Consider the following 26,568-nt stretch of genomic DNA (forward strand, 5'->3'; position numbering starts at 1 on the left):
TCCCTCGCGTACGAATGCTCCCGCCATGTTCACCCCATCTTCCCACGACGTCCGCCAATTCTTCTGCGAAGCCCTGCGCAAGCGCCGCGCCGGCGAGATCCTGACCCCGATGGATGCGCTCGCGGCCGACTGGATCGACGAGCATCCCGAATACCATGACGAACTGACCGATGCCGAGGAGGCGGTGGCGCGCGACTATTCCGTCGAAGGCGGCAAGCCGAATCCCTTCCTGCACCTGTCGATGCACCTGTCGATCACGGAGCAGGTGTCGATCGACCAGCCGCGCGGCATCCGCGCCGCCGTCGAGGCGCTGTCGGCCCGCATCGGCGCGCACGAGGCGCACCACCAGGTGATGGAATGCCTGGGCGAGATGATCTGGTCGGCCCAGCGCCACGGCACCCAGCCGGACACGGACGCCTACGTCGAGTGCGTCCGCAAGAAGGTGAAGTAAGAAGCGCAGCGCATCCGGCTCAGCGCCGGATCACCAGCGGGCCGGGAAGGCTGTGCAGGTAGGCCGCGATGTCGGCCATGTCCTTGTCCGACAGCGGCTGGGCCATGCCGGCCATGATGGCGTTGTTGCGGCCGTTGATCGCCTTGCCGCCGCGTTTGTAGGTCAGCAGCGCATGGGCCAGGTAGTCGGCGTGCTGGCCGGCCAGCTTCGGATAGCTGGGGTCGATCGGGGTCTTGTAGTCGGCGCCGTGGCAGGACGCGCAGTTGTATTTCTTGGCCAGCGCAGCGCCGTTGGTGACGTCGCCGGAAGCGGCCAGGGCATCCAGGGACAGCGCGAACGCGGCCAGGGATGGGGCCAGATTCAGGATCAATCGTTTCATGGTCTCCTCCGCGTCTTCTTATTTGGTGCTGGCGACCGTCTGCTGCGCGTAGTACGCGGCGATGTCGGCGATGTCCTGGTCCGACAGGCTGGCGGCGATGCCCTGCATGGACGGGTGCCGGCGGTCGCCCTTTTTATAGGCATTGAGCGCGGCTTCGATGTACTTGGCGGACTGACCGCCGATCATGGGAACCTGGTAGACCTCGGGGAACGTGGCCTTGTAGCCGGGGATGCCATGGCAGCCGATGCACTGCTCGATCTTGTTCGGCGCCGCCTTCGGGTTGGCGACGATGTCAGCCGCTCCCGCCGGCGCCGTAGCGGCACTGGCCAGCACGAGTACTGCTAAAAATATTTTCATGGTTGGCAATCGTGAGGTTGTTCGAATACCGCGAAACACAAAAAACTTAGCATTTGTACTACGACTGGCCGATTCTATCCGAGAAATATAGCCCAGTCTACAAAGCGTGGCCCCTGCTTCCGGTTGGCGTTCTGGCATATACTCGATGGCATTTCATACCGGACAACGCGCCCATGAATGCCCCACGACGCTTCGAAGGCAGCGACAACTATGTCGCCACCGATGACCTGAAACTGGCGGTCAACGCCGCCCTCACGTTGGCCCGCCCCCTGCTCATCAAGGGCGAGCCCGGTACCGGCAAGACCATGCTGGCCGAAGAGGTCGCCGCCGCGCTCGACATGCCGCTGCTGCAGTGGCACGTCAAGTCGACCACCAAGGCCCAGCAGGGCCTGTACGAATACGACGCCGTGTCGCGCCTGCGCGATTCGCAGCTCGGCGACGAACGCGTGCGGGACATCCACAACTACATCGTCAAGGGCGTGCTGTGGCAGGCGTTCACGGCACCGGAACCCGTCGTCCTGCTGATCGACGAGATCGACAAGGCCGACATCGAATTCCCGAACGACCTGCTGCGCGAACTCGATCGCATGGAGTTCTACGTCTACGAGACGCGCGAGCTGGTCGTGGCGAAGCACCGCCCGCTGGTCATCATCACGTCCAACAACGAGAAGGATTTGCCGGACGCCTTCCTGCGCCGCTGCTTCTTCCACTACATCCAGTTCCCGGACAAGGAGACGATGGCCGACATCGTGCGCGTCCACTTCCCGCACCTCAAGCAGGAGCTGCTGGCCAGCGCCCTGCAGAGTTTCTACGAGCTGCGCGACGTGCCCGGCCTGAAGAAGAAGCCGTCGACCTCGGAATTCCTCGACTGGCTGAAACTCCTGCTGGCCGAGGACATTCCGCCGGAAGCGCTGCGCAGCCAGGATGCCAAGGTCATCGTGCCGCCGCTGCACGGCGCCCTGCTCAAGAACGAGCAGGACGTCGGCCTGTTCGAGCGCCTGGTGGCGATGGCGAGGCACAACCGATGATCCGGGTCGAGCCGGTCACGCTGGAGTTCAACGGCATCCGCCTGGAACCGCTGGCGCCGCACCACGCGGACGGCCTGCGCGCCGCCGCCTGCGACGGCCAGCTGTGGAAGCTGCGCGTGACCTCGGTGCCCGAGCCGGACGACGTCGAGGCCTATATCGGCCGCGCGCTCGAGATGCCGGACCGCCTGGCCTTCGCCGTCGTCGACGTGTCCACGGACGCCGTGATCGGCACCACCAGCTACCACGACATCCTGCCGCAGGTGGACCGCGTCGAGGTCGGCTGGACCTGGTACGCCAAGAGCCGCCAGCGCAGCCACGTCAACACGAGCTGCAAGCTGCTGCTGTTGTCGCACGCATTCGACACGCTGGGCTGCCTCGTGGTCGGCCTGCGCACCGACGTCTTCAACCACGCGTCGCAGGCGGCGATCGAGCGGCTGGGCGCGAAGAAGGACGGCATCATCCGCCACCACGCGCTGCGCCGCGACGGCACGGTGCGCGACACCGTCCTGTACAGCATCCTGCGCGGCGAGTGGCCGGCGACCAAGTCGCAGCTGCACTACCGGCTCAGCCTTCACGGCCACGACTGACATGTTGATCGACTTCTTCTTCGCCCTGCGCAACGCGAAAGTGCCCGTCACCATCCGCGAATTCCTGCTGCTCCTCGAAGCGCTGGAAAAGCAGGTGATCGCGCCGTCGCTCGACGCGTTCTACTACCTCGCGCGCCTGACGCTGGTGAAGGACGAAGCCCATTTCGACAAGTTCGACCGCGCCTTCGGCGCCTACTTCAAGGGCATCGAGGCCGTGTTCGACGACAAGGCGGGAATTCCGCTGGACTGGCTGGTCAAGCGCCTGGAGCGCGAGCTGACGCCGGAACAGAAGGCGGCCCTGCAGAAGTTCGGCTACGACAAGCTGATGGACCGCCTGCGCCAGCTGCTGGAAGAACAGAAGGAGCGCCACGAGGGCGGCAGCAAATGGATCGGCACGGGCGGTACCTCGCCGTTCGGCCACGGCGGCACCAACCCGGAGGGCATCCGCATCGGCGGTGAAGGGGGCAAGCGCTCGGCCGTGAAGGTGTGGGACCAGCGCAGCTACCGCGACTACGACGGCGACCGCGAGCTGGGCATCCGCAACGTCAAGGTCGCGCTGCGCCGCCTGCGCCGCTTCGCCCGCCACGGCGCCGCCGACGAACTGGCGCTGGACGACACGATCCGCTCCACCGCCAACAATGCCGGCTGGCTCGACATCCGCATGCAGCCGGAACGCAGGAACCGCATCAAGGTGCTGATGCTGCTGGACGTGGGCGGCAGCATGGACGACCACGTCGAGCGCACCGAGGAACTGTTCTCGGCGGCGAAGAGCGAGTTCAAGCACATGGACTTCTTCTACTTCCACAACTGCGTCTACGACTACCTGTGGAAGAACAACCGCCGCCGCCACGCCGAGCGCTTCCCGACCTGGGACGTGCTGCGCACCTACCCGCCCGACACGCGCCTGATCTTCGTCGGCGACGCCACCATGAGTCCCTACGAGATCGTGGCCCCGCACGGCTCGGTCGAGTACGACAACGACGAGCCGGGCGGCGAATGGCTAGCGCGCTTCTGCGCGGCCTTCCCGAAATGCGCCTGGCTCAATCCGGAGCCGGAACACCTGTGGCAGTACCGCCAGTCGATCGCCATCGTGCGCCAGATCGTGGGCGAGCGCATGTTCCCGCTGACGATGGATGGGCTCGAGCGGGCGATGCGCTTGCTGAGCAAATAAAACCCCGTCGTCCCTGCGCAGGCAGAGACCCAATTTTGCCGGCGCTATCGAAACGCATGCAGAACTTGGGTCCCTGCCTTCGCAGGGACGACGCTCATGTTTGCAGGATCATTGCTTACGCGCGGCGATCACCCCGCGCACGACCAGCAGCCCCACCACGTCGATCCACAGGTGCACCAGCACCGCCGCCAGCAAGCCCACGTACTCGAACACGAAGCCCAGCAGCACGCTGCAGCCGAAGATGCCGGCCACCTGCGACAGCGTGGCGCCGTCCAGCTTGCGGAAGCGGTAGACGGGGATGTGGGTGACGAGGAACAGCAGCGACACGATCCACACGCCCAGCCAGGGCTGCAGCGCCGCGCGGAACAGCATTTCCTCGCCGACGGCGGCGGCGATGCTGATCCACAGGGGATTCAGCCCGCGCAGGTCCAGGCGCGCATAGCTCTCGACGGTACGCGCCGTGGAGGCCGACTTCGCCGTCACGCGGTACAGCAGGTAGGAAGCGATGGCGGCGACCAGCGCCAGGCCCTGCCCCACGAGGATCTGCCACATGAGCGGCATCTTGCCGGCGAAGGCGGCGCGCGGATCGGCCTGCATCATGATGATCGGGGCGGCCACCAGGCACAATCCGAGGCAGGTCAGCAGCTGCGCGCCCAGGCGGATCTGCGGATGGGCGGCGGCGCCGGCGGGAGGGGTCGATGCGGGAGTGGTCATGAAGAGGTCGGTGCGGTGCCGATGACGGCTGGATTTCTGAATTGAAACTGCGAAAGGAATGTAGCACGCTGGACCATAAAACGGCAGCACTTCCTCTCTTCCTACACGCAATCGTGCGGTAAATATCCTCTTGTAAGATCGATACGACCGCACCGCAGAGTGCCCCCGGTTTTGATTGGAGACTCCATGACGGAATACCTGGCCATCCTGACCAGTCTTGCCTGGCCCGTGTCGATCACGGTGGCCTGGCTGGTCGGCGAATTCGGACAACGCTGGACCGGCCTGCCGCGCATCAGCTTCTATGGCCTGGTAGGCTTCCTGCTGGCCGCGCCCCAGCTCGGCGTGCTGCCGCGGCCCGATGCGGGCGCCGCCCTGCTGCTGGCCGACGTCGCCTTCGGCCTCGTCCTGTTCGAGCTCGGCTACCGCATCAACCTGCGCTGGCTGCGCACCAACCCGTGGATCGGCGTGGCCGGGCTCACCGAATCGCTGCTGACCTTCGTCGCCGTGCTGCTCGTCGCGCGCGCGTTCGGCGCCTCCGAGATCAATGCGCTGATGCTGGCCTCGCTGTCGATGGCGACCTCGCCCGCCACGCTGGTACGCGTGATCAACGAGCAGCGCAGTTCGGGCCAGGTGACGGAGCGGGCGCTACACCTGTGCGCGCTCAATTGCGTGCTGGCCGTGTTCGCCTTCAACGCCAGCGTCGGCCTGTGGATCTTCCGCACCTTCGAGGACGTCGGCGACGCGCTGTGGAACAGCCTCGTCGTGCTGGTCGTGTCCGCGTTCACGGGCGCCGTGTTCGGCCTGGTCGTGCCGGCCCTGCTGCGCGGGCTCGGCAAGATGGCCCAGGATGCCACGGTCGCGTTCGCGTTGGCCGTCATCCTGCTCGTCTCGATCACCTTCACGCTGGGCCTGTCGCCGGTAGTGGCGGCGCTCGCCTTCGGCCTGATGGCGCGCCACCGCCGCGTGGCCTTCAGCCAGACGCAGCGCAACTTCGGCGCGCTGGGCGAATTGCTGACCGTCGTGCTGTTCGTGTTCGTCGCCTCCACGCTGGACTGGCAAAAGGTCTGGGCCGGCGGCGCGCTGGCCGTCGCGCTGGTCGTCGTGCGCCTGGCGACCAAGACGCTGGGCGTGATGGCGTTCGCCCACCTGTCCGGCATCTCGTGGCGCAAGGGCGCGCTGACGGGCGTGTCGCTGGTGCCCTTGTCCGTGTTCGTGATCCTCCTGATCGAGCATGCGCGCCTGGCGGGCGTGCAGGTGGTCGAGGAATTGCGCGCCGTGGCCGCCGTCACCATGCTGCTCGAGGTGTTCGGTCCCATCCTCCTGCAGCGCGCGCTCGTGTGGGCGCGCGAAGCACCCGCCAATCCGGAGCAGGAACATGCCGCTTGACGCCTTCAGCACCTCGCAGCCGCTGACCTTCGGGGTCGAGCTGGAACTGCAACTGGTCAGCCTGTCGGACTTCGACCTGACGCCGGCCAGCGTCGACCTGCTGCACCTGCTGCGGCGCAAGCCCTTCCCCGGCAACGTCACGCCCGAGATCACGGAGAGCATGATCGAGATTAATTCGAGCGTGCACACGGCTTACCGGCCCCTGCTGGCCGAGCTGCTCGACATCCGCGACACCCTGGTGGCCGCCAGCGACGTGCTCAACATCGGCATCGCTGGCGGCGGCACGCACCCGTTCCAGCACTGGTCCGAGCAGCGCATCTCGTCCAAGCAGCGCTACCAGGAACTGTCTTCGCTGTACGGCTACCTGGCCAAGCAGTTCACCGTGTTCGGCCAGCACGTGCACATCGGCTGCGCCAATGGCGACGACGCGCTGTACCTGCTGCACGCGCTGTCGCGCTACATCCCCCACTTCATCGCGTTGTCGGCCTCGTCGCCGTTCGTGCAGGGCCACGACAGCGGCTTCGATTCGGCGCGCCTGAATTCCGTGTTCGCCTTCCCGATGAGCGGGCGGGCGCCGTTCACGCTGCGCTGGGACGAGTTCGCGAACGTATACTTCGCCAAGATGGAGCGCACCAACATCATCCACAGCATGAAGGATTTCTACTGGGACCTGCGGCCCAAGCCGGAATTCGGCACCATCGAATTGCGCGTGTGCGACACGCCGCTGACGGTGGAACGGGCTGCCGCACTGGCCGCCTACCTGCAGGCGCTGTGCCGCCACCTGCTCGAGCGCAAGGACGACGCGGCCGAGGCGCCCGTCGAGGACGACTACCTCGTCTACAACTACAACCGCTTCCAGGCCAGCCGCTTCGGCCTGGACGGCGTCGTGACCCACCCCAAGACCTACGCGGCGATCCCGCTGCGCGACGACATCCTGGCCACGCTGGACCTGATGGAACCGCACTCCCAGGCGCTGGGCAGCGTCGAGGCGCTGCTGCACCTGGCGTCGGCGGCGTCGGACGGCAACGACGCGGCGTTCCTGCGCGGCCAGTACGAGCGCCAGGGCAGCAGCGAAGGCATGGTCGATGCGGCGATCCGGCGCTTCCGCGGCGAACGGCGCAAGGCCTGAATACTCAGGTCGCCAGCGCCGCGCCTTCCTTGCGCGGCACCGGCCGCAGGATGCGCGCCAGCAGCGGACGCCGGGCGACGGGCGCCGGCATGCCGCTGTCGACCAGGGCCGCCCAGGTGGCGCCGAGCTGCTCGCAGGTGGCGCGCAGCACGGGGTCGGCGTCGGGCAGGCGTGCCAGCGCATTCAGGTGGCGCTCGATGACGGACGCCAGCTTCACGCAAGGACCGTCGCCACGGGCGCGTCCGCCGGCGCTGTTGACTGTGTAGTGGGACATCAGGTGCAGCAGCGATGCCACCATCAGCATGTGCTGCGAGCCGCCCGCCGCGGGCGCGCGTAGTTGTTCGTCGAGGAAATCGTCGTCCATGGCACCTCCAAGTTCGTCTCGTGAGAATGATTCTCATTTAGATTATGAGACGGGTCGAACCGGAAGGCAAGCGGAATTCGGCAGTGTTTTACCAGGACTCGTCGTTCCCGCGCAGGCGCGAACCCATGCTGACTTTTCGAAGCTGGACCATCCATCGTGGCGCAGCACTGTCGACAGACGGGTTCCTGAAGCTCGGCATGGGTCTCCGCCTGCGCGGGGACGACGGATGCAAGCCTTACCGTTTGAACCTACAGCCGCGTCTCGCGCGCCGCCCGCAAGAATTCGTCGAGGATCGGCGTGCAGTCGAGCAGGTCGCCACCCGTGGCGCGGTGGAATTCGGGATGCCATTGCAGGCCCATCACGAACGGCGCGCGCTGGTAGCGGATCGCCTCGACGACGCCGTCCGGCTCCGACATGGCTTCGACCTGGATGTCACGGCCGAGTTCCTTGACCGCCTGGTGGTGGATCGAATTCACGACGGCGCGGGGCGATTGCGGGAACATCTTGCCCAGCGTCGAGCCTTGCGGGAACACGATCGCATGGCGGTGCGCATCGTAGATGTCGTGCACGTGCGGTTGCGAATCCGGCAGGTTGGTGGCGACGTCCTGGTACAGCGTGCCGCCGAAGGCGACGTTGATCAACTGGCAGCCGCGGCAGATGCCCAGCACGGGCTTGCCCGCCTCGACGAATTCGTGCAGCAGCTCGAGCTCGTAGACGTCGCGCGCGCGGTCGCCGCTCCATTCGGGACGGGTCGGCGTTTCCGAATACGTCATCGGGGAGACGTCGGCGCCGCCCTGCAGCACGAGGCCGTCGAGGTGGCGCGCATAGTGGCGCATCGTGATATTGCTCGGGTGCAGCAGGCCGTTCGTGTTCACCGTCGGCACCATGAAGACGAGCACGTCGCGCGACATCACCCATTGCGCGATCGACTCTTCCAGGTATTGCAGGTTCTTGCTGCGCAGGCCGGTCGAGCCGGCTTCCGGATGAAAGATGCGGGCCGAGACGCCGATGCGCAGCGTGCGCCGCATGAAGTCGCGGTGGAAGCGGTCGGTCAGCGCGCGCCAGCGCGAGCGCAGCACGCGGCCGGCCAGGTTCAGCGGGGTATCGCCGCTGCGCAGGTAGCGCGAGCCATTGCCGCCGGCGCGGCGGTCGGGTATGCGCGGCGAACCGGACGGGCCCTCGAACGGAGGGCCCCCTTCGGTATCGGCGGGTTCGCGCTTATCATTGTCCTCTGTCATGATACGAATATATCCTTGGCATCGTTCGCGCACGATTCGGATTTGTAAAAAATGTCGTTTTGGCACGATCAGCGGGCGGCACCTGTCGCTTTCCAGCTTGCGGGAGGCTGGCCCGCCCTCATATGCTAGATGATGTAAAGATGTTGAGCCTTAGCAATCTTCGCATCATTTCCCTTGCAATGTTGGGCCCAGCGAGCAAAAATACTGTATTTCCATACAGTTGTTCGCGCCCGACTGCCACGTCGAGACTGCCTTGGCGCCGCCTCGCGCGGTATTTGCAGTCGCTTATTTGCCGCGCGACAAGATAGAATGCGCAGGCATTCGGATCGAATTACCTACAACACCAGCATGGCCACCAAGAAAAACGCAACCGACTACAGCGAATCATCCATCCGCGTCCTGAAAGGATTGGAACCCGTCAAGCAGCGTCCGGGCATGTACACCCGCACCGAGAATCCGCTGCACATCATCCAGGAAGTGATCGACAACGCCTCGGACGAGGCGCTGGGCGGCCATTGCAAGAACATCGCGGTGACGATGAACGGCGACGGCTCGATCACGGTCGAGGACGATGGCCGCGGCATCCCGGTGGGCATCCACCCGGAAGAAGGCGTGTCCACGGTCGAGATCGTGTTCACCCGCCTGCACGCCGGCGGCAAGTTCGACAAGGGGTCGGGCGGCGCCTATGCCTTCTCGGGCGGCCTGCACGGCGTCGGCGTGTCGGTGACCAACGCGCTCTCGAAGCGCCTGGAGATCACCGTCTGGCGCAAGGACGAACAGGGCAACGGCGTCCACAACCTGGTCTTCGCCGACGGCGACGTGATCGAACCGCTGACCTCCGCACCGGCGGAACGCGGTGGCAAGAAGAACGGCACCCGCGTCACCGCCTGGCCGGACGGCAAGTACTTCGATTCCCCGAACATCCCCATGGCCGAGCTGCAGCGCCTGCTGCGCTCGAAGGCCGTGCTGCTGCCGGGCGTCACCGTCACGCTGACCAACGGCAAGACCGGCGACGTCCAGACCTGGCGCTACGACGAAGGCCTGCGCGGCTACCTGACCGAGGCGCTGGCGCAGACGAGTAATAACGGCCAGACCCTGATCCCGCTGTTCGAAGGCGCGCAGTACGCGGCGGCCGGCGACGAGGGCTTTGCCGAAGGCGAAGGCGCGGCCTGGGTCGTGGCCTGGACGGAAGAAGGCGCCGTCGTGCGCGAATCCTACGTCAACCTGATCCCGACCCCGAGCGGCGGTACCCACGAATCGGGCCTGCGCGACGGCCTGTTCGGCGCCGTCAAGAACTTCGTCGAGATGCACTCGCTGCTGCCGAAGGGCGTCAAGCTGCTGCCGGAAGACGTGTTCGCGCGCGTCTCGTTCGTGCTGTCGGCCAAGGTGCTGGACCCGCAGTTCCAGGGTCAGACCAAGGAGCGCCTGAACTCGCGCGACGCCGTGAAACTGGTCTCGACCTTCACCAAGCCGCCGCTCGAACTGTGGCTGAACCAGCACGTCGACTACGGCCGCAAGCTGGCCGAGCTCGTCATCAAGCAGGCGCAATCCCGCCTGCGCTCGCTGCAGAAGGTCGAGAAGAAGAAATCCTCGGGCGTGGCCGTGCTGCCGGGCAAACTGACCGATTGCGAATCGTCGGACATCACCCGCAACGAGCTGTTCCTGGTGGAGGGCGATTCGGCGGGCGGTTCCGCCAAGATGGGCCGCGACAAGGAATTCCAGGCCATCCTGCCCCTGCGCGGCAAGGTGCTGAACACCTGGGAAACCGACCGCGACCGCCTGTTCGCCAACAACGAGATCCACGACATCGCCGTGGCGATCGGCGTCGACCCGCACGGCCAGGACGACAACCCGGACCTGAGCAACCTGCGCTACGGCAAGATCTGCATCCTGTCCGATGCGGACGTGGACGGCTCGCACATCCAGGTCCTGCTGCTCACCCTGTTCTTCAAGCACTTCCCTGCCCTGTTCAGGAACGGCCATATCTGCGTGGCGCGTCCGCCGCTGTACCGCGTCGACGTGCCGGCACGCGGCAAGAAGCCGATCCAGAAGCTGTACGCACTGGACGACGGCGAACTGATCGCCATCGAGGACAAGCTCAAGAAGGAAGGCCTGAAGGAAGGCAGCTGGAGCATCTCGCGCTTCAAGGGCCTGGGCGAGATGAATGCCGAGCAGCTGTGGGAAACCACGATGAACCCGGACACCCGCCGCCTGCTGCCGGTCGCGTTCGGCGACTACGGCCTGGCCGAATCGTCGGCGCGCTTCAATATGCTGATGGGCAAGGGCGAAGCGGCGGCACGCCGTGCGTGGCTGGAAGAGCACGGGAACGAGACGGAAGCGGATATTTGAGGGAAATTGGGCCCCTGCCTGCGCAGGGGCGACGGTTTCAAGGCCAACACCATAAACACGTCGGCCCTGCGAAGGCAGGGCCCCAAGTTTGCGTGAGCAGCCCAGCAACGAACAACATACTATGACCCAAGCAAGCCTTTTCGAACAACAAAATCCTCCCTCGGGTGGCGGCGACGGCGACGGCGGCGACATGCTGACCCTGTCCACCTTCGCCGAGCGCGCCTACCTGGACTACGCCGTCTCGGTCGTGAAGGGCCGCGCGCTGCCGGACGTCTCGGACGGCCAGAAGCCGGTGCAGCGCCGCATCCTGTACTCGATGAACGAACTGGGCCTGGGCCCGACGGCGAAGCCGCGCAAGTCCGCGACCGTGGTCGGCGACGTGCTCGGTAAGTTGCACCCGCACGGCGACCAGTCGGTGTACGACGCGCTGGTGCGCATGGCCCAGGACTTCTCGCTGCGCTATCCGCTGATCGACGGCCAGGGCAACTTCGGCTCGCGCGACGGCGACGGCGCGGCGGCGATGCGTTACACGGAAGCGCGCCTGACGCCCGTATCGCGCCTGCTGCTCGACGAGATCGACATGGGCACCGTCGACTTCCAGCCGAACTACGACGGCTCCAGCGAGGAGCCGCGCATGCTGCCGGCGCGCCTGCCGATGCTGCTGCTGAACGGCGCCTCCGGCATCGCGGTCGGCATGGCCACCGAGATCCCGTCGCACAACCTGCGCGAAGTGGCCCAGGCGGCCGTCGCGATGATCCGCAATCCGAAGATCACGCATGCCGAGCTGATGACCCTGATCACGGGTCCGGACTATCCGGGCGGTGCCCAGATCATCACCCCGGCCTCGAACATCGCCGACATCTACGAATCGGGCCGTGGCTCGCTGAAGGTGCGCGCGCGCTGGACCATCGAGGAACTGGCGCGCGGCCAGTGGCAGCTGGTCGTGACCGAGCTGCCGCCGGGTACCTCGTCGCAACGCGTGCAGGAAGAGATCGAGGAGATCACCAATCCGAAGATCAAGGTCGGCAAGAAGGCCCTGCTGCCCGAGCAGCTGTCGCTGAAGCAGAACTTCCTGCTGGCGCTGGACACGATGCGCGACGAATCCGGCCGCGAAGCGCCCGTGCGCCTCGTGTTCGAGCCGAAGTCGAAGAACCAGGACAAGACGGAATTCGCGCTGATGCTGCTGGCGCACACCTCGCTCGAGACCTCGGCGCCGATCAACCTGGTGATGATCGGCGGCGACGGTCGCCCGCGCCAGAAGGGCCTGTCCGAGATCCTGCAGGAATGGATCGACTTCCGCTTCGTCACCGTGCGCCGCCGGACCGAATTCAGGCTGGGCAAGGTCAACGACCGCATCCACATCCTGGAAGGCCGCGAGACCGTCCTGCTGAACATCGACGAAGTCATCGCCATCATCCGCAATTCGGACGATCCGAAGGCGGCGCTGATCGAGCGCTTCCGCCTGTCCGAGCGCCAGGCCGAGGACATCCTGGAAATCCGCCTGCGCCAGCTGGCGCGCCTGGAAGCGATCAAGATCCAGCAGGAGCTGGCCGAGCTGCGCAATGAAAAGGAAAAGCTCGAGGACATCCTGAACAACCCGAACTCGATGAAGCGCCTGATCGTGCGCGAGATCGAGGCGGACGCCAAGCAGTACGGCGACGAGCGCCGCACGCTGATCGAGGAAGCGCAGAAGGCCGTGGCCGAGCAGAAGGTCATCGACGAGCCGGTCACCGTCATCGTCTCGGAAAAGGGCTGGGTGCGCGCGCGTACCGGCATCGGCCACGATCCGGCCCAGTTCACCTTCAAGGCCGGCGACTCGCTGGGCCATGTCTTCGAGTGCCGCACCGTCGACACGCTGCTGTGCATCGGCGACAACGGCAAGGCCTATTCGGTCCCCGTCAACGCCCTGCCCGGCGCGCGCGGCGACGGCGTGCCCATCACGACGCTGGTCGACCTGTCGGGCGGCGGGACGACGCCGTCCGCCCGTATCCTGTACTACTACGCCGGTCCGGCCGATACGCGCCTGCTGCTCGCGACGAGCGCCGGCTTCGGCTTCATCGCCAAGGCGGGCGACATGGCCACGCGCCTGAAGGGCGGCAAGTCCTTCATCACGCTGGACGACGGCGCCGTGCCGCTGGCCCCGCGCGTCGTGTCGGACACGGCCGGCGCAGTCGCCTGCCTGTCCGAGAAGGGCCGCGTGCTGGTATTCGGCATCGACGAAATGAAGGTGCTGACCAACGGCGGCCGCGGCGTCACGCTGATGGAGCTGGAGCCGAAGGAAACGCTGCTGGCGGCCCAGCCGATCAGCCCGAAGGGCGTGAACGTGATCGGCACCTGGGCCGGCGACAAGCCGCGCACCGTGGAACTGTTCGCGTCGGGCCTGGAGCCGCACTTCGGCAAGCGCGCCAAGAAGGGCAAGCCGCTGTCGGCCAAGCTGAAGGCGAAGGACCTGGCGATGCGCCAGACGGACGCGGGCTAAGCCGTCGTCCCTGCGCAGGCAGGGACCCAGTCTTGTCGACAGTACGGCAGCGCATGCAAGATTGCGCCCCTGCCTTCGCAGGGGCGACGGCTCCAAACAAAAACGGACCCATGACGGGTCCGTTTTTGTTTTGGGCGGACGGGTCGCCCCGTCCCGCACGCTGCCGATTACTTGGCGGCGTCCTTGTGTGCTTCAGCCATGGCTTCGGCGCGCTTCTCGTTGCCCTTGGCGTGTGCCTTGGCCTTGTCGGCGTTGGCGTCGACGATCTTCTTCTGGGCCTTCTCGTCGGCCTTGATCATGGTCTTCTGGGCGTCGTAGTTGGCGTCGGCGATCTTTTCCTCGGCCTTGGCGGATGCCTTGGCGCGGTCTTCCGGATCGGCCTTGGCGACTTTTTCCTGTGCCTTGGCGATCTTCTTGTCAGCTTTCGCCTGGGCGTCGGCTTTCTTCTCCGATGCCTTGGCCGAAGCCTTGTTGATCTTTTCGTTCTGCTTCGACATTTCCTTGGCTTCTTTCTGGTCGGCCTTGGCGATGTCCTGGTCGGCATCGGCGTTGCCGGTGGTCGACGAAGCGGTGGTGCCGTTCATGCCGCTGGCGCCGGTGGCGACGGTCGGTTGGGTCTGTGCGTAGACCGAGGTAGCGAACAGGCCGGCGATCAGGGTAGCGAGCAGTTTGTTCATGGTGATTCTCCTTTTGTTTGTATGGTGGGGTGGCGCCTCGGCGCCTGTGTTTTGTTGTTTGCGCACTGTCAGATTAGGCTTGTTGCCGTATGTACTCTGTTCGGCACCTCACTTAGCTAACGCGACAGTTGTTAAAGTTGTGACAAAAGTTTTCAGCGGTTTTCGCCGGCGCTACCTGACGCGCGGGCGTCCAGTTTGCGGTTCGTTTTCTCTTTCACTTCGGCATTCTTTTCCTGCTTGGCCTCGACCGAACCCTCGGTCTTCAGGCGGCTGCCGGCCGGTTCGTGGACCTTGGCCGAGTTCGACTTGATGATTTCCTTCTCGGCCTTGGTACCGGCCTTGCCGCGGCCGCCCGTCGCCGGCGCGTCCGCCGCCTTCGAATTCGGCGCGGTGGTGTTGGTGGCGTTGGCGTTCACGTTGTCGGACTTGCCGTCGGCGACACCGATCACGGCGGTGCTCTTGCCGACGACCTTGCCGTTGGCATCGACACCGGCCGCCTTCAGGCCCGTTTCCGCATGGGCGGAACCGGTATTCGCGGTGCCGTCCTTGTTCAGGCCGGTGCCGGACACGCCGGCGGCGGTGGTGTTGTGGCCCGAGACGGCCTGGCCGATCGGCGCCGAGGTGGCGCTGCGCTTGTCGTTGTCCTTGGTCTGGGCGTAGACGTTGGCGGCCAGCAGGCCGCACATCAGGGTAGCGAGGAGTTTGTTCATGGTGTTCCCTTTCCGGTCCAATGTGTCTTGTGGGTATGGAAAGAGAATAAGACCGGCGCCCGCCAGCCTCTGTACGACAGCGCACCATGGTGCGCCGCCACACGGGGGAGTTTGTTACCGGGTGTTTCGGGGCGGACCGGCGTAGAGGTCGATGATTTCCGTGATGCCGTCGGCGCAGACGGGGCAGAAGCGTTCGCTGCGGTCGAACATGATGCACTGCATCGCCGGCCGGTAGTAGCCGCTGGCTTCGTAGTTCGCGCCTTCGAAGGCGCCGATGGCCTGGCGGTACTGCGCTTTGGCGAACAGTGCGTTCACGTGCGCCAGGTCTTCCCTGAACAGGGCGTTCATCTCGGCTTCCGGCCGGTTCTGCGCGCGCAGCGCGGCGCGCCGCTTCTGGTAGTCGCGCGAATACGCTTCGTAGTCCTGCTTGGGCCAGGGCGTCGGCAGCGGCGTGCCCGCATGCACGTGGCGTTTCCACTTGACCCTGGCCGGGTCGCGCAGCGCCGTCACGTTCGGTTCCCACGGCTCCAGGCGCGCCCCGCTGGCCTGGTAGGCGACGGGCGAAGTGTAGTACTCGTCGGCCAGGCCGGCGAAGTGATGGCCGAACTCGTGGACGAACAGGTAGTTCGCCCACTCGTTGCTGGCCGCGGCCGTGCTGAACTGGCCGAAGATCCCGCCGCCGCCGTAGGTGTCGTTGTTGACGAGGATCTCGATGAATTCGTAGGGCGCGTACTGGGCGATGTCGCGCAGCGCGCGATTGTCGAGCGTGAGCACGTAGCGCTCGCTGCCGAAGATGTCGTAGCGCGTGCCGAGCGCGGACGCGTGGTGCACGCCCGTCGACGGCCGCGAGATGCCCGATTCCTGGGTCGGCACGGCCAGCGCCCAGACATTGAAATCGTCCGCCCGTTCCCTGAACGGCGACACGGTGAACAGGTGGTCGGCCAGGCGCCGCACGTCGGCCTCGAACTTCTTCATGTCGGCCTGCGTGTAGCCGTCGCCCAGCACCAGCAGGTCGACCTTGTCCGGCGAGGGGCCGCTGACCTTGATGGGAATCGGCCTGGCCGGCGCCGGCGGCTGCCTGCGCACGACGTCCGGGGCGGCCGCATCGACGTCGATGCTCCAGGCGACGGAGAACGCGTTGCGCTCGTCGCGCCTGAGGATGCGCACGCGCACGGGACGGTCGAATTGCGGGAAGCGCACGGATTCGTGGAAGCCGCGGCTGATCCGGTTCGCCTCCTCCGTCGACTTCCACTCCGCGAACACGGTGGAGAAATCGCGCGAATACAGCAGGTCGCCCGTCTTCGCGTCGGCGACCTCGACGCGGTTGTTGCCGCGGTTGGTGTCGTCAAAGACGCGCGCCATGTCGCCCGGCCAGGGCAGCGGCTCGATCAGCACGCGCTCGACGGCGTACTGCTCGGACAGCGCATTCCCGCTGTGCATGTAGTCGAGGCGGACGGTGGCGGGCTGGGGCGCCGCCCAGGCCTGGCAGGCGGCGGCCAGCAGGCTCAGGGCGGACAGCAGGCGGGACGGCATGGACATGGCACTCCTTGCGGATGAGGTAGCCGGTATTGTAATCCGGGAGGCACGTACAAAATGCGTTGACTTGCCATCCTGGCAATCGCTACGATGAGGCCATCATCCTGCGAGGAATCCCCATGCTGCGCCAGCCGATCCCGTATTGCGCCCTGCTCTCCGCCCTGATGGCCTCCGCTGCCGTCCAGGCTGCGGCATCGGCTACCGCATCGGCTACCGCATCGGCCGCCACGCTGCCCGACACCGTCTGCACGGCGGCCAACAAACCCATCGACGAACAGGGTTACGTGACCATCGGGGGCATCCCGCAATGGGTCAGGATCAAGGGCGCGAGCTGCGCCAATCCCGTGCTGCTGCTCGTGCACGGCGGTCCCGGCAATCCGCTGACGCCGTATGCCGACACCGTCTACCGGGCGTGGGAACGGGACTTCACGCTGGTGCAGTGGGACCAGCGCGGCGCCGGCAAGACCTTCGAGCGCACGCCCATGACGGACGACCAGCCCTTGACGATCGAGCGCCTGCGCGACGACGGCAACGAGATGGCGCGCTATGCGGCACGGCGGTTCGGCAAGCGCAAGGTGATCCTGTTCGGCGGCTCGTGGTCGTCCGCGCTGGGCACCTACATGGCCAAGGCCAGCCCGGCATCGTTCTGCGCCTTCGTCAGCACGGCGCAGCTGGTGCGCGGCTTCGAGGGACGCGACAGCTACGACGCCGCCCTGTCGCAGGCGCGTGCGGCCGGCGACGCGGATGCCGTCGCCAGGCTGGACAAGATCGGCCCGCCGCCCTGGACCGACCCGCGCAGCCCCGGCATCCTGCGCCGCGTGCTGCGCAAGTACGAGGCGATGAGTACCGTTCCGGCGCCCAAGGCCTGGTGGCGGCCGGCACCGGGCTACGACACGCCGGACTACGAAGCCGCCTACACGGCCGGCGAGGATTATTCCTGGCTGCAGTTCGTCGGCCTGCACGGCGACGGCATCGGCGCGAAGATCGATTTGTACAAGCTGGGGCCGACCTTCGACATCCCCGTCTACATGATCCAGGGCGCGCAGGACCTGGTGACGATGCCGGAGGCGAGCAAGGCGTATTACGACAGCATCCGCGCGCCGAAGAAGGACTTCGTGCTGGTCGACGGGGCCGGGCACGATCCGAATCCGCCGTTGCTGGCGGCGCAGTACCGGGTGCTCAGGGAGAAGGTGGGCGATTGCCGCTGATGCCGCCCGGGGCCGCGTCGTCGGTCACCAGGTCGAACCCTTCGTCGCGCCAGCCCGTCACGCCGCCGACCATCAGCTTGACGGGGCGCCCCAGCCGGGCCAGGCGCAAGGCGGCGCGGTGCGCGCCGTTGCAGTGAGGTCCCGCGCAGTAGACGACGAACAAGGTATCCATCGGATAGTCGCGCAGCGTCGCCGCGACGATCTTCGCGTGCGGCATGCAGACGGCCTCCGGCAGGTGGCCCTGCGCATACAGTGCGGGACTGCGCGCGTCGAACAGCACGAAATCGCGCCGGCCCGTCGATACGGCGTCGTGCACATCCCAGCAGTCGGTTTCATAGGCGAAGGCGCTGCCGAAACGCGCGGCGGCGTCGGCGCTGGGTGCTGCGGGAGTCTCGGATACGGGTGATGCCATGGTGTCCTCCTGTCGAAAGACCCCAGTGTGGCAGCGGCGCCGCCGGCCCGGCAGTGCCTTGCGCGACAGAAATTGCTAACATCCTGCCATGACCCATCACGTCGCCATCCTGGCCTATGACGGCCTGTGCACGTTCGAATTCGGCTGCGCCGTCGAATTGTTCGCCCTCGAGCGCCCTGAACTGGGCGTGGATTGGTACAGCCACGCCGTCTGCGCGGCCGAACCGGGACCGTTGCGGGCGCTGGGCGGGTTCACGGTCCATGCCCCCTACTGCCTTGCGGCGCTTGCCGCCGCCGACACGGTCGTGATTCCAGGATGGCGCGACGTCGCCGCCGCGCCGCCGCCGGCGCTGGTGGAGGCGCTGCAGGCGGCCTATGCGCGTGGCGCCCGCCTCTGCACGATCTGTTCGGGCGCCTTCGTGCTGGCTCACGCCGGCCTGCTCGACGGCCGCCGGGCGACGACGCACTGGCGCTATCTGGACCAGCTACGCGGCGCCTTCCCCGCGGTGACGATCGATCCGCAGGCACTGTACGTGGCCGACGGGCCCATCGTGACCTCGGCCGGCTCGGCCGCCGGCCTGGACATGCTGCTCCATCTGGTGCGCAGCGATTTCGGTGCCGAGGTCGCCAACCGGGTGGCGCAGCGCCTCGTGATCCCGACGCACCGCGACGGCGACCAGGCCCAGCTGGTCGCCCGCCCGTTGCCGGCCGAGGATGGAAACGCCATCGCCCGCCTGATGGACGCGGTACGCGAAAACATCCGCTTGGGGCACACGGTGGCATCGATGGCGCGGCAGGCGCGCATGGGCACGCGCACCTTCCAGCGCCGGTTCAAGGATGCGACGGGACTGCCGCCGCTCGCCTGGCTCACGCGCGAACGCGTGGCGCTGGCCCGGCAACTGCTGGAAACGCGGCAGGCGCTGGACATCGACGCGATCGCCGATTTGGCGGGACTGGGTTCGCAAGCATCCCTGCGCCGCCACTTCCGCCAGCAGGGCCTGCTGCCGCCGGCGCGCTACCGCAGGCGCGCGCCGACGTAGGCAGGTGCCCGCGGCCTACTTGTACTGGTACAGCGGCCGCCGTATCAGGATCGGCCGGATGTCGAGCCGCACGTTGTAGATCGAGTAGGACTCCCCGGAGCCGGACTGGTAGCCCACGCTGTCGTCCGTGCGGGTGAAGCGGAACTCGAAGCCGAGGTCCGGCTGGATGCCGTTCGGGCTGCCCAGCGTGATGCCGATGGCTTCCGGCTGGTCGCTGTCGATCAGCTTGCTCATCAGGTCGACCACCGTGCTGTTACCCAGGATGTCGGCCGAGAACAGGGGTTCGCGGTAATAGGGGCGCGAGGGGTCGAGGCGGTTGTCGGCCTTGTCCTCGGTGGGCGTGAATTCGTGGGTGGCGATGTTGAAGCGGTCGCCGTTGTCGAGGTAGCTCACGCGCACGTTGCTGACGTTGAAGGCGCCGTCGTGCGACGTGGCCTTGGCCAGGTCGAGCACCAGCGCCCCCTTGTAGCCGATCACCTCGACCTCGCGGTTCGGCGAGACGACCATCGCCGTGTCCTCGTCGATGCCCAGTCCCAGCTTGTAGCCCGTCTTGAGCATGGCGGGCAGCATGCGCGCGAAGCGGCCGCGCACCAGCAGGTGCTGGTCGATGAACACGTCGTCGCCGACGAAGCCCAGGCCTTCCGCGATTTCCTTGCCTTCGGTCATGTTCAACTTGAGCGTGGACAGCACCGTGCGCGGGCTGCCGAACATGGTCGTGCTCATGATGGCGGCGCCGGCGCTGGAGCCGGCCACCACGCCGCCGCGCCGGTACATGTCCCAGACGGCGTCGAGCACCTTGGTATTGCTGCCGTCCTCGTGGCGCAGCGCGCGCACGATGCGCATCTGGTCGCCGCCGGCGAAGAAGGCGCCGCCGGCATTGCGCACGGCTTCGGCCAGGCCGGCATCGTCGGCCGCCGTCTTGTAGTTGCTGCCGGCCAGGTGCATGGCGACCGGCACGAAGAAGGCACGCGCACCGTAGGCGTTCAGGCGTTCGACCAGGCTCTTGCCGAAGCGTTCGGGATAGCCGGATGCGGAGGCGAACACGGCGATGCGCGCGCCCTTGCCGCCGGCGAGCTGGATGACGCGCTCCCACACGGGAGCGTTGGCGGGACGCAGATTGCCGCCGATGATGACCAGCGAACCCTTGGGAGGCGGCGCGTCGGCCGCGGCGCACCAGGGTATGCCGGCCACCAGCAGCACGGCCAGGATGAATCTAACCATGGAACGCAACATTGATCCTCTTTTCAGCAAATCAGATTACGACAGCCTGATTGTAGAGGAACAAGGCAGTTTTGCGTCCATTACGAGAGATAGATATGCGGCGAATAGCGCTCCATGACGCTGTCCGGCTGCTGCGGCGGGGAGAAGCCGAAGCGCGCGTACAGGCTGTGCGAGTCGCTGGTGAACAGGGTGAAGCGGCGGATCCCCTGCAGGCTCGGGTGTTCCATGACGACCCGGATCAGTTGCTTGGCATAACCACGGCCGCGGTACGCAGGGTCCACGAAGACGTCGGCCAGGTTGGCGAAGGTGGCGTAGTCCGTCACAACGCGCGCGAAGGCGACCTGGCGGCCGTCGAGATAGCCGCCGAAGCACAGCGAATTCTCGATCGAGCGCTCGACCGTGGTCCGCGAAATGCCCACGGCCCAGGTCGAATTCTCGCTCAGGAAGCGGTAGATCATCGGCACGTCGAGACGCGTACGGTCGGTACTGACTTGAAAGCTGGAATCGTTGGTAGTCGAGATCATTGGAACGCGAGGATCGGCAAATCTGGTAAAAAAACCAATTCTAGCGCCGTTCGAGTGCGGGCGGCCGATTGCGCCAATCGTGCGCTCCTACCCCGTCCGCGCATCTGTCCACCCACCCGGCCGCGACCCGCTCAGCGTTTCGGCAGGTAGCGCTCCGGCAGCGGCAGGCCGGCATCCTCGGCGCGCCAGACCAGGTTCACGATCCACCAGCGCTTGCCGTCGTTGACCAGCTGGATGCTGTTGATGCCGCGCTGGAACGGTTTCGCATCGTCCTGCGCATGGCGCGATTCATAGGTGCTGAACACGTGGGCGATCTGGCCGAAGGTCTCGCCCGTGCGCGCCGCCTCGCGTTCGAAGAAGCCCGTCGTCGCGAAGGCCTTCGCATTGCGCGCGATATAGTCCTCCACGCTCATGGTGCGCAGCGCCACGCTGCCGTCCGGACGCGGGGCCACGATCTGCAGGCGGCCCTCGGGCGCGAACAGGCCGCGCATGCGGTCCCAGTCGCGCGGCTTGCCGGCGCTGCCCGAGATCACGTCGTACAGGGCGGCGACGATGCCGTCGATCGTGTCGACGTCGGCACGGGCCGGTGCCGGTGCCGGGGCCGATGACGGTGCCGGTCCCGATGCCGGAGCGGGAGCCGATGCAGTTGCCGATACGGTTGCAGATGCGGCAGCAGGCGCCGCAGCGGCCGGACCCGCCGTCTGCGCCCCCGCGCCGGACACCACGGCCCAGGCCGCCATCGCCAGCACCACCGCTCCCCGTCTTCCTGCGCGCTTCATGCCCGTCCCCTTATCAATATGGTATGAGCCATATCATCGGGGATTTTGCGCGGAAAGTCAGCACGGTCGATGGCCGGTACGGCGCCTGCACAGTTTATAATCAAAAGTTCCACGCAATCCTCATCACCCTCCCATCATGACTGCACAACTGTCCAAAAAATCGGAAGCCTGGTCGGCCCGCTTCTCCGAACCCGTCTCCGACCTCGTCAAGCGCTACACCGCCTCGGTCTTCTTCGACAAGCGCCTGGCCCTGTTCGACATCCAGGGTTCGCTCGCGCATGCCGAGATGCTGGCCGCCCAAGGCATCATCAGCGCCCAGGACCGCGCCGACATCGAGCGCGGCATGGCGCAAATCCGCGGCGAGATCGAAGCGGGCCAGTTCGAGTGGCTGCTGGACCTCGAGGACGTGCACCTGAACATCGAGAAGCGCCTGACGGAACTGGTCGGCGATGCCGGCAAGCGGCTGCACACCGGCCGTTCGCGCAACGACCAGGTGGCGACCGACATCCGCCTGTACATGCGCGCCGCCATCGACGACATCCTGGCCCTGCTGAAGGGATTGCGTGGCGCCCTGACCGATTTGGCGGAGCAGCACGCCGACACCATCATGCCGGGCTTTACGCACCTGCAGGTGGCGCAGCCGGTGACCTTCGGCCACCACCTGCTGGCCTATGTGGAAATGTTCGGCCGCGATGCCGAGCGCATGGCGGATACGCGCCGCCGCGTGAACCGCCTGCCGCTGGGTGCCGCCGCCCTGGCGGGCACCACCTTCCCCATCGACCGCCTGCGCGTGGCGAAGACCCTGGGCTTCGAGGACGTCAGCCACAACTCGCTGGATGCCGTGTCTGACCGCGACTTCGCCATCGAGTTCACGGCGGCCGCATCGGTCTTGATGATGCACGTCTCGCGCATGTCGGAAGAACTGGTCACCTGGATGAGCCCGCGCGTGGGCTTCATCGACATCGCCGACCGCTTCTGCACCGGCTCGTCGATCATGCCGCAAAAGAAGAACCCGGACGTGCCGGAACTGGCGCGCGGCAAGACCGGCCGCGTCTACGGCCACCTGATGGGCCTGCTGACCCTGATGAAGGGCCAGCCGCTGGCCTACAACAAGGACAACCAGGAAGACAAGGAACCGCTGTTCGACACCGTGGACACGGTGCTGGACACGCTGCGCATCTTCACCGACATGGCCGCCGGCATCACGGTCAAGGCCGAAAACATGCGCGCCGCCGCGCTGCAGGGCTACGCCACCGCGACCGACCTGGCCGACTACCTGGTCAAGAAGGGCCTGCCCTTCCGCGACGCCCACGAAGCCGTGGCCCACGCCGTGCGCGCCTGCGACGACGCCGGCTGCGACCTGTCCGAGATGGCGCTCGAGCGCCTGCAGCAGTTCTCGCCGCTGATCGAGCAGGACGTGTTCGCCGTGCTGACGCTGGAAGGTTCGGTGGCGGCGCGCGACCACGTGGGCGGCACGGCGCCGAACCAGGTGCGCCAGGCGATCGCGCGCGTGCGCGGGCAGCTGGCGGAATAAGCACCGCGGCACTAACACTGCCGCCCCTGCAACAAAAACCGTCGCCCCTGCGAAGGCAGGGGTCCAATTTCTGCAAGCGTCTCGACGACGCGTGCAAATTGGACCCCCGCCTCCGCGGGGGCGACGTTCATTTAGCCGTACAGGGGCGACGTTGTTTTTGTGGTCCAGGTAAATAAAAAGCGGCCGCTCGTGGCGGCCGCCTTGCACCGGAGCGCGTGTCGCGCTCCGGCGTTCCTCCCCAGGAATCAGAACCGGTACACCGCGCCGATGTTCACGAAGCGGCCGACGGCGCCCGCCGAGTGCAGCGACAGGTTGTACGGGTAGCCGCTGCCGTAGGTGCTGACGTCGGCCGGCGGCTGGCGGTTGAACATATTGCGCACCGAGCCGTGCAGCGTCCACTCCTTGGACAGCTTGTAGTTCAGCGTCAGGTCGGCCTGCATGAAGGAACCCACGCGGCAGAAGTTCGACGGCACGTTCCCGTTCGGGAAGACGCCGTTCATCGCCGCGCCCTCCTCGCAGGTGGTCTGGCCGCTGGTCGGGTCGGTCAGGTCGTAGCCCTTCATCCAGTGCAGCGTCGTCACGGCCTCGAACGGGCCGCGTTCCCAGCCCAGGTCGAACTGGGCGCGGTCCTTCGGGTTCGCCGTGTCGGCGCCGATGCCGGCCGGGCCGTGGCCGCCGGCCAGCTGGTACTCGACCCCGCCGATGTTCATGGTGTAGCTGAACGCATGGGTGTACTGCAGCTCCGTGCGCAGGCGGCCGTAGCTGCCCAGGTTCCAGCGGTAGCGGGTGCCGAATTCGACGCCGCGCGTGCGGGTGCTGTTGGCATTGATCGGGGTCTGCGGGTAGTAGGCGATGCGGCCGATGCTCGGGGTGCAGGTGACGGTGCCGCCCTTGCCGTCGGCGCAGTCGCTCGGCACCGGCGCGATACGCACCGGAATCTCGGCGCGCGGGCCGCTGACGATCTGGTCGCTCACGCGGATCTGGTACAGGTCGATCGTCGTGCTCCAGCCACGCACCGGCTCCAGGATCACGCCGAACGTGGCCGAGACCGAATGCTCGGGCTTCAGGTCCGGGTTGGTGGTGGTCAGGCCGATCAGCGATTCGTTACACGACGCGATCACGGTGCCGGCCGGGTACAGGCCGTCGGCGCGGTAGCCGCCGGCGCACAGCACTGGGTCAGCATTGGTGCCGACGCCGCCGGCGCTGGCCGAATTGCCGTTCTCGGCCGGGCCCGGCGCACGGAAGCCTTTCGCCAGCGTGCCGCGCACGGCGATCATCTCGTTCGGGGTGAACTTGAAGGCGATCTTCGGCGTCGTCGAGCTGCCGGCCAGGCTGTAGTCGTCGTAGCGGACGGCGCCGTCGATTTCCAGCGACTTGAGCACCGGCGCGGTGAATTCCGCGTACACCGACTTGACCGTCTCCGAGCCGAAGGCGTAGGCGCCGTTGGTGATGCCGTCGGCGTTCGGCATGGACGGCGCGGACAGCTTGGTGTGGAAGGCACTGACGCCGGTGCTAACCTGCAGGTCGCCGCCCGGCAGCTTCATCAGGGCGCGGCCAGCGTGGGCTTCGGCGTAGTCGAGTTCCGAGGTATCGAACGAGCGCAGCGTCTTGAAGATCGCGGCCATGTCGGCGGCCGTGTTGGTGCCGTAGATCTGGTACGGGTTGACGGCGCGGTTCAGGGCCGCGTTCATCGCCGGCACGTTGAGGGCCCCATAGCGTTTGCGTTCCAGGTTGTTGCGCGTGTAGCCGATCGAGAAGTCCAGGTCCCAGTCGTTCCAGCTGCCGGCGAAGTCGGCGGCCAGGCGATAGGCGCGCGACTCGGTATTGATGTAGCTTTCCGGCGCGCCCGGCACGGGGCCGCGCACGATGGCCGGCACGCCGAACGGATTGCCCGGGTAGCTGGCCGGGATGCGGATCGACGGGATCGCCGAGTTCGGGATGTAGTGCGGCGGCACGCCCGACATCAGCTCCAGCTGGCTGCCGTAGGACGAGGGGAAGCTGGTCAGGCCCTGGTTGATCTTGACGCGGCTTTCGAACATCGAGGCCTTGACGTCGGCGCGCCAGTCGCCGCCCAGCTTCTGGGTGTAGCTGGCCAGGATATTGACGTTCTCCGTCTGCGGCTGGATTTGCTTGGTCGGGTCCGAATAGGCGCAGCCGCCGGCCGCCAGCTGCGTGTAGCTGCCGCAGGCCGTGCCCGGGAAGAACGAGAAGGCGCGGCTGTTGTCGGCGCCGTAGACGCGCGTCACGTTCGGGTTCAGCAGGTACGGCGACAGGGTCGACGGCGCCGTGTTCTGCGGCGTGATGACGCCCAGCGCCTTGTTGCTGCCGCCGAAGCGCGACATGTCCAGCTCGTTCCAGATGCCCTTGCCCTGGCGGTCGTTGTAGTAGATCGGATCCTGGTGGCGGTATTCGACGCTGATGTAGGCGTTGTGGCCGTCCGTATCGAGGTCGCCCTTGCCCCAAGTGCCCGTGAAGTGCTCGGTCTTGCCGCCGCCCTCCGTGGTGATGCCCTTCTCGGCCGACAGCGACAGGCCCGTGAAGTTGCGCTTCAGGATCACGTTGACGACGCCGGCCATCGCATCGGATCCGTAGACGGCGGAGGCGCCGTCCTTCAGGATCTCGATGCGCTCGACCGCCTCGAACGGGATGTTGGAGATGTCGACGAAGGAGCGCGAGCCGTCGTCGGCCAGCGGATAGGAAGCCATGCGGTGGCCGTCGATCAGCACCAGCGTGGCGTTGTTGTTCAGGCCGCGCAGCGAGATGCCGCTGCCGCCCGCCGCAAAGCCGCCCGAGAAGTTCTGGCTCAGCGTGCCGGCGCCGTTGGCCGTGATGTTCTGCAGGACCTCGCCCACGGAGGTGTAGCCGGAATTCTTGAGGTCCTTGGCATTGATCACCTGCACCGGGCTGGGGGTTTCGGCGTCGGCGCGGCGGATGTAGGAGCCCGTGATCTCGACGCGCTGGACGCCGTTTGCCGGCGAGCCGTCGGCTTGCGGATCGCTCGGCTGCTGCTGGGCCAGCGCGCTGGCGGCGAACGTGGCGGAAAATGCTCCCGCCGCCACCAGTTGGCCGATCGTGCGCGGCAGGACTTTCAGATTGCTGGACATGCTCTCTCCTTGGGTTTTGCTGCTCTTGATCTTCGTCTTCGTGTATCCGTGAATCCGGGGTCAAACCTGCGCTTTCACCACCGAAATGATGTAAATCGTTCTAATAATTTAGTTATTCGGAAATTACCGTGTCAAACGGAATTTCAAATACTGTGGTTGTTCACCGGATTGTCACGAAACAATGCTAGGAGG

The 26,568-nt window shown here is 66.4% G+C and carries 24 protein-coding genes; 11 read left to right on the top strand and 13 right to left on the bottom strand.

What is annotated here, in order from left to right; translation table 11 throughout:
* The first annotated feature begins 25 nt into the window (after positions 1–25).
* Positions 26–451: a DUF1841 family protein gene (locus tag ACI1V7_RS21045; RefSeq protein WP_404533803.1), complete on the top strand. Its 426-nt coding sequence runs from the start codon at positions 26–28 to the stop codon at positions 449–451.
* Between the two features lie 19 nt (positions 452–470).
* Here ACI1V7_RS21045 and ACI1V7_RS21050 read toward each other — a convergent pair whose 3' ends face one another.
* Both ACI1V7_RS21050 and ACI1V7_RS21055 read right to left on the bottom strand, forming a co-directional pair.
* Positions 471–830 (bottom strand): c-type cytochrome, encoded by a 360-nt coding sequence (locus tag ACI1V7_RS21050; RefSeq protein WP_404533804.1) that lies wholly within the window; start codon positions 828–830, stop codon positions 471–473.
* An 18-nt stretch (positions 831–848) separates the two neighbouring features.
* Positions 849–1,187, bottom strand: a complete 339-nt coding sequence (locus tag ACI1V7_RS21055) for a c-type cytochrome (RefSeq protein WP_404533805.1) — start codon at positions 1,185–1,187, stop codon at positions 849–851.
* Between the two features lie 173 nt (positions 1,188–1,360).
* Between ACI1V7_RS21055 and ACI1V7_RS21060 the strand changes: the two genes are divergently transcribed.
* From ACI1V7_RS21060 to ACI1V7_RS21070, 3 genes are read left to right on the top strand one after another with little or no spacing between them, the layout of a single operon-like run.
* Positions 1,361–2,215, top strand: a complete 855-nt coding sequence (locus tag ACI1V7_RS21060) for an AAA family ATPase (RefSeq protein ID WP_404533806.1) — start codon at positions 1,361–1,363, stop codon at positions 2,213–2,215.
* The gene (locus ACI1V7_RS21065) at positions 2,212–2,802 is read left to right on the top strand and encodes a GNAT family N-acetyltransferase (RefSeq protein ID WP_404533807.1); all 591 of its coding nucleotides are present in this window, start codon (positions 2,212–2,214) and stop codon (positions 2,800–2,802) included. The genes ACI1V7_RS21060 and ACI1V7_RS21065 overlap by 4 nt, the downstream gene beginning before the upstream one ends.
* Position 2,803: 1 nt before the next feature.
* Positions 2,804–3,973, top strand: a complete 1,170-nt coding sequence (locus ACI1V7_RS21070) for a vWA domain-containing protein (protein ID WP_404533808.1) — start codon at positions 2,804–2,806, stop codon at positions 3,971–3,973.
* Positions 3,974–4,081: 108 nt separating this feature from the next.
* On the opposite strand, the gene ACI1V7_RS21075 is transcribed toward ACI1V7_RS21070, so the two are convergent.
* Positions 4,082–4,687, bottom strand: a complete 606-nt coding sequence (locus tag ACI1V7_RS21075) for a CPBP family glutamic-type intramembrane protease (RefSeq protein WP_404533809.1) — start codon at positions 4,685–4,687, stop codon at positions 4,082–4,084.
* A gap of 186 nt (positions 4,688–4,873) precedes the next feature.
* On the opposite strand from ACI1V7_RS21075, the gene ACI1V7_RS21080 reads away from it, so the two are divergent.
* Positions 4,874–6,073, top strand: a complete 1,200-nt coding sequence (locus ACI1V7_RS21080) for a cation:proton antiporter (RefSeq protein ID WP_404533810.1) — start codon at positions 4,874–4,876, stop codon at positions 6,071–6,073.
* Positions 6,063–7,202 carry a YbdK family carboxylate-amine ligase gene (locus tag ACI1V7_RS21085; protein WP_404533811.1) on the top strand — a complete coding sequence of 380 codons (1,140 nt, stop codon included), beginning with the start codon at positions 6,063–6,065 and terminating at the stop codon, positions 7,200–7,202. The genes ACI1V7_RS21080 and ACI1V7_RS21085 overlap by 11 nt, the downstream gene beginning before the upstream one ends.
* A 4-nt stretch (positions 7,203–7,206) precedes the next feature.
* On the opposite strand, the gene ACI1V7_RS21090 is transcribed toward ACI1V7_RS21085, so the two are convergent.
* Both ACI1V7_RS21090 and ACI1V7_RS21095 read right to left on the bottom strand, forming a co-directional pair.
* Positions 7,207–7,566, bottom strand: coding sequence for a hypothetical protein (locus ACI1V7_RS21090; RefSeq protein ID WP_404533812.1), 360 nt, complete (start codon positions 7,564–7,566; stop codon positions 7,207–7,209).
* Positions 7,567–7,814: 248 nt separating this feature from the next.
* Entirely contained in the window at positions 7,815–8,804 is a 990-nt protein-coding gene (locus ACI1V7_RS21095; RefSeq protein WP_404533813.1) for a gamma-glutamyl-gamma-aminobutyrate hydrolase family protein, read from the bottom strand.
* 348 nt (positions 8,805–9,152) lie between these two features.
* On the opposite strand from ACI1V7_RS21095, the gene ACI1V7_RS21100 reads away from it, so the two are divergent.
* Together ACI1V7_RS21100 and parC are read left to right on the top strand one after the other, a co-directional pair.
* Complete coding sequence (locus ACI1V7_RS21100; RefSeq protein ID WP_404533814.1) at positions 9,153–11,153, top strand: DNA topoisomerase IV subunit B; 2,001 nt, start codon at positions 9,153–9,155, stop codon at positions 11,151–11,153.
* A gap of 121 nt (positions 11,154–11,274) precedes the next feature.
* A complete protein-coding gene (parC, locus tag ACI1V7_RS21105) occupies positions 11,275–13,632 on the top strand; it encodes a DNA topoisomerase IV subunit A (protein ID WP_404533815.1) in 2,358 nt (785 codons plus the stop codon).
* A gap of 167 nt (positions 13,633–13,799) precedes the next feature.
* Here the strand turns inward: parC and ACI1V7_RS21110 are convergent, their stop codons facing one another.
* The 3 genes from ACI1V7_RS21110 to ACI1V7_RS21120 form a co-directional block, all read right to left on the bottom strand.
* Positions 13,800–14,309 carry an SPFH domain-containing protein gene (locus ACI1V7_RS21110; RefSeq protein WP_404533816.1) on the bottom strand — a complete coding sequence of 170 codons (510 nt, stop codon included), beginning with the start codon at positions 14,307–14,309 and terminating at the stop codon, positions 13,800–13,802.
* Between the two features lie 152 nt (positions 14,310–14,461).
* Positions 14,462–15,019 (bottom strand): hypothetical protein, encoded by a 558-nt coding sequence (locus ACI1V7_RS21115; protein WP_404533817.1) that lies wholly within the window; start codon positions 15,017–15,019, stop codon positions 14,462–14,464.
* Between the two features lie 114 nt (positions 15,020–15,133).
* Positions 15,134–16,558: an IgA Peptidase M64 gene (locus ACI1V7_RS21120; protein ID WP_404533818.1), complete on the bottom strand. Its 1,425-nt coding sequence runs from the start codon at positions 16,556–16,558 to the stop codon at positions 15,134–15,136.
* 116 nt (positions 16,559–16,674) lie between these two features.
* On the opposite strand from ACI1V7_RS21120, the gene ACI1V7_RS21125 reads away from it, so the two are divergent.
* Positions 16,675–17,763, top strand: coding sequence for an alpha/beta fold hydrolase (locus tag ACI1V7_RS21125; protein ID WP_404533819.1), 1,089 nt, complete (start codon positions 16,675–16,677; stop codon positions 17,761–17,763).
* Here ACI1V7_RS21125 and ACI1V7_RS21130 read toward each other — a convergent pair.
* Entirely contained in the window at positions 17,735–18,175 is a 441-nt protein-coding gene (locus tag ACI1V7_RS21130) for a rhodanese-like domain-containing protein (RefSeq protein WP_404533820.1), read from the bottom strand. The two genes, ACI1V7_RS21125 and ACI1V7_RS21130, sit on opposite strands and share 29 nt — an antisense overlap.
* A gap of 88 nt (positions 18,176–18,263) precedes the next feature.
* On the opposite strand from ACI1V7_RS21130, the gene ftrA reads away from it, so the two are divergent.
* Positions 18,264–19,214: a transcriptional regulator FtrA gene (gene ftrA / locus ACI1V7_RS21135; protein WP_404533821.1), complete on the top strand. Its 951-nt coding sequence runs from the start codon at positions 18,264–18,266 to the stop codon at positions 19,212–19,214.
* 15 nt (positions 19,215–19,229) lie between these two features.
* On the opposite strand, the gene ACI1V7_RS21140 is transcribed toward ftrA, so the two are convergent.
* The 3 genes from ACI1V7_RS21140 to ACI1V7_RS21150 form a co-directional block, all read right to left on the bottom strand.
* A complete protein-coding gene (locus ACI1V7_RS21140) occupies positions 19,230–20,435 on the bottom strand; it encodes a cyanophycinase (protein ID WP_404533822.1) in 1,206 nt (401 codons plus the stop codon).
* A gap of 80 nt (positions 20,436–20,515) precedes the next feature.
* Entirely contained in the window at positions 20,516–20,959 is a 444-nt protein-coding gene (locus tag ACI1V7_RS21145) for a GNAT family N-acetyltransferase (RefSeq protein ID WP_404533823.1), read from the bottom strand.
* Positions 20,960–21,090: 131 nt separating this feature from the next.
* Positions 21,091–21,738, bottom strand: a complete 648-nt coding sequence (locus tag ACI1V7_RS21150; RefSeq protein WP_404533824.1) for a hypothetical protein — start codon at positions 21,736–21,738, stop codon at positions 21,091–21,093.
* Positions 21,739–21,874: 136 nt separating this feature from the next.
* Between ACI1V7_RS21150 and argH the strand changes: the two genes are divergently transcribed.
* On the top strand, positions 21,875–23,272 hold the full coding sequence (argH, locus tag ACI1V7_RS21155; RefSeq protein WP_404533825.1) for an argininosuccinate lyase: 1,398 nt from the start codon (positions 21,875–21,877) through the stop codon (positions 23,270–23,272).
* Positions 23,273–23,517: 245 nt separating this feature from the next.
* Here argH and ACI1V7_RS21160 read toward each other — a convergent pair whose 3' ends face one another.
* On the bottom strand, positions 23,518–26,376 hold the full coding sequence (locus ACI1V7_RS21160) for a TonB-dependent receptor plug domain-containing protein (RefSeq protein ID WP_404533826.1): 2,859 nt from the start codon (positions 26,374–26,376) through the stop codon (positions 23,518–23,520).
* Positions 26,377–26,568 lie beyond the last annotated feature (192 nt).

The organism is Massilia paldalensis, assembly GCF_044901715.1.
Classification (GTDB): domain Bacteria; phylum Pseudomonadota; class Gammaproteobacteria; order Burkholderiales; family Burkholderiaceae_D; genus Telluria; species Telluria paldalensis.

Bases quoted from the DNA above. Each gene is read 5' to 3' on its own strand.
- ACI1V7_RS21115 (WP_404533817.1), bottom strand. From the start codon at position 15,019: ATGAACAAACTCCTCGCTACCCTGATGTGCGGCCTGCTGGCCGCCAAC.
- ACI1V7_RS21140 (WP_404533822.1), bottom strand. From the start codon at position 20,435: ATGGTTAGATTCATCCTGGCCGTGCTGCTGGTGGCCGGCATACCCTGG.
- ftrA (WP_404533821.1), top strand. From the start codon at position 18,264: ATGACCCATCACGTCGCCATCCTGGCCTATGACGGCCTGTGCACGTTC.
- ACI1V7_RS21125 (WP_404533819.1), top strand. From the start codon at position 16,675: ATGCTGCGCCAGCCGATCCCGTATTGCGCCCTGCTCTCCGCCCTGATG.
- ACI1V7_RS21080 (WP_404533810.1), top strand. From the start codon at position 4,874: ATGACGGAATACCTGGCCATCCTGACCAGTCTTGCCTGGCCCGTGTCG.
- ACI1V7_RS21120 (WP_404533818.1), bottom strand. From the start codon at position 16,558: ATGTCCATGCCGTCCCGCCTGCTGTCCGCCCTGAGCCTGCTGGCCGCC.
- ACI1V7_RS21160 (WP_404533826.1), bottom strand. From the start codon at position 26,376: ATGTCCAGCAATCTGAAAGTCCTGCCGCGCACGATCGGCCAACTGGTG.
- ACI1V7_RS21110 (WP_404533816.1), bottom strand. From the start codon at position 14,309: ATGAACAAACTGCTCGCTACCCTGATCGCCGGCCTGTTCGCTACCTCG.
- ACI1V7_RS21070 (WP_404533808.1), top strand. From the start codon at position 2,804: ATGTTGATCGACTTCTTCTTCGCCCTGCGCAACGCGAAAGTGCCCGTC.
- ACI1V7_RS21045 (WP_404533803.1), top strand. From the start codon at position 26: ATGTTCACCCCATCTTCCCACGACGTCCGCCAATTCTTCTGCGAAGCC.
- ACI1V7_RS21060 (WP_404533806.1), top strand. From the start codon at position 1,361: ATGAATGCCCCACGACGCTTCGAAGGCAGCGACAACTATGTCGCCACC.
- parC (WP_404533815.1), top strand. From the start codon at position 11,275: ATGACCCAAGCAAGCCTTTTCGAACAACAAAATCCTCCCTCGGGTGGC.
- ACI1V7_RS21100 (WP_404533814.1), top strand. From the start codon at position 9,153: ATGGCCACCAAGAAAAACGCAACCGACTACAGCGAATCATCCATCCGC.
- ACI1V7_RS21150 (WP_404533824.1), bottom strand. From the start codon at position 21,738: ATGAAGCGCGCAGGAAGACGGGGAGCGGTGGTGCTGGCGATGGCGGCC.
- ACI1V7_RS21095 (WP_404533813.1), bottom strand. From the start codon at position 8,804: ATGACAGAGGACAATGATAAGCGCGAACCCGCCGATACCGAAGGGGGC.
- ACI1V7_RS21055 (WP_404533805.1), bottom strand. From the start codon at position 1,187: ATGAAAATATTTTTAGCAGTACTCGTGCTGGCCAGTGCCGCTACGGCG.
- ACI1V7_RS21130 (WP_404533820.1), bottom strand. From the start codon at position 18,175: ATGGCATCACCCGTATCCGAGACTCCCGCAGCACCCAGCGCCGACGCC.
- ACI1V7_RS21065 (WP_404533807.1), top strand. From the start codon at position 2,212: ATGATCCGGGTCGAGCCGGTCACGCTGGAGTTCAACGGCATCCGCCTG.
- ACI1V7_RS21050 (WP_404533804.1), bottom strand. From the start codon at position 830: ATGAAACGATTGATCCTGAATCTGGCCCCATCCCTGGCCGCGTTCGCG.
- ACI1V7_RS21075 (WP_404533809.1), bottom strand. From the start codon at position 4,687: ATGACCACTCCCGCATCGACCCCTCCCGCCGGCGCCGCCGCCCATCCG.
- argH (WP_404533825.1), top strand. From the start codon at position 21,875: ATGACTGCACAACTGTCCAAAAAATCGGAAGCCTGGTCGGCCCGCTTC.
- ACI1V7_RS21145 (WP_404533823.1), bottom strand. From the start codon at position 20,959: ATGATCTCGACTACCAACGATTCCAGCTTTCAAGTCAGTACCGACCGT.
- ACI1V7_RS21090 (WP_404533812.1), bottom strand. From the start codon at position 7,566: ATGGACGACGATTTCCTCGACGAACAACTACGCGCGCCCGCGGCGGGC.
- ACI1V7_RS21085 (WP_404533811.1), top strand. From the start codon at position 6,063: ATGCCGCTTGACGCCTTCAGCACCTCGCAGCCGCTGACCTTCGGGGTC.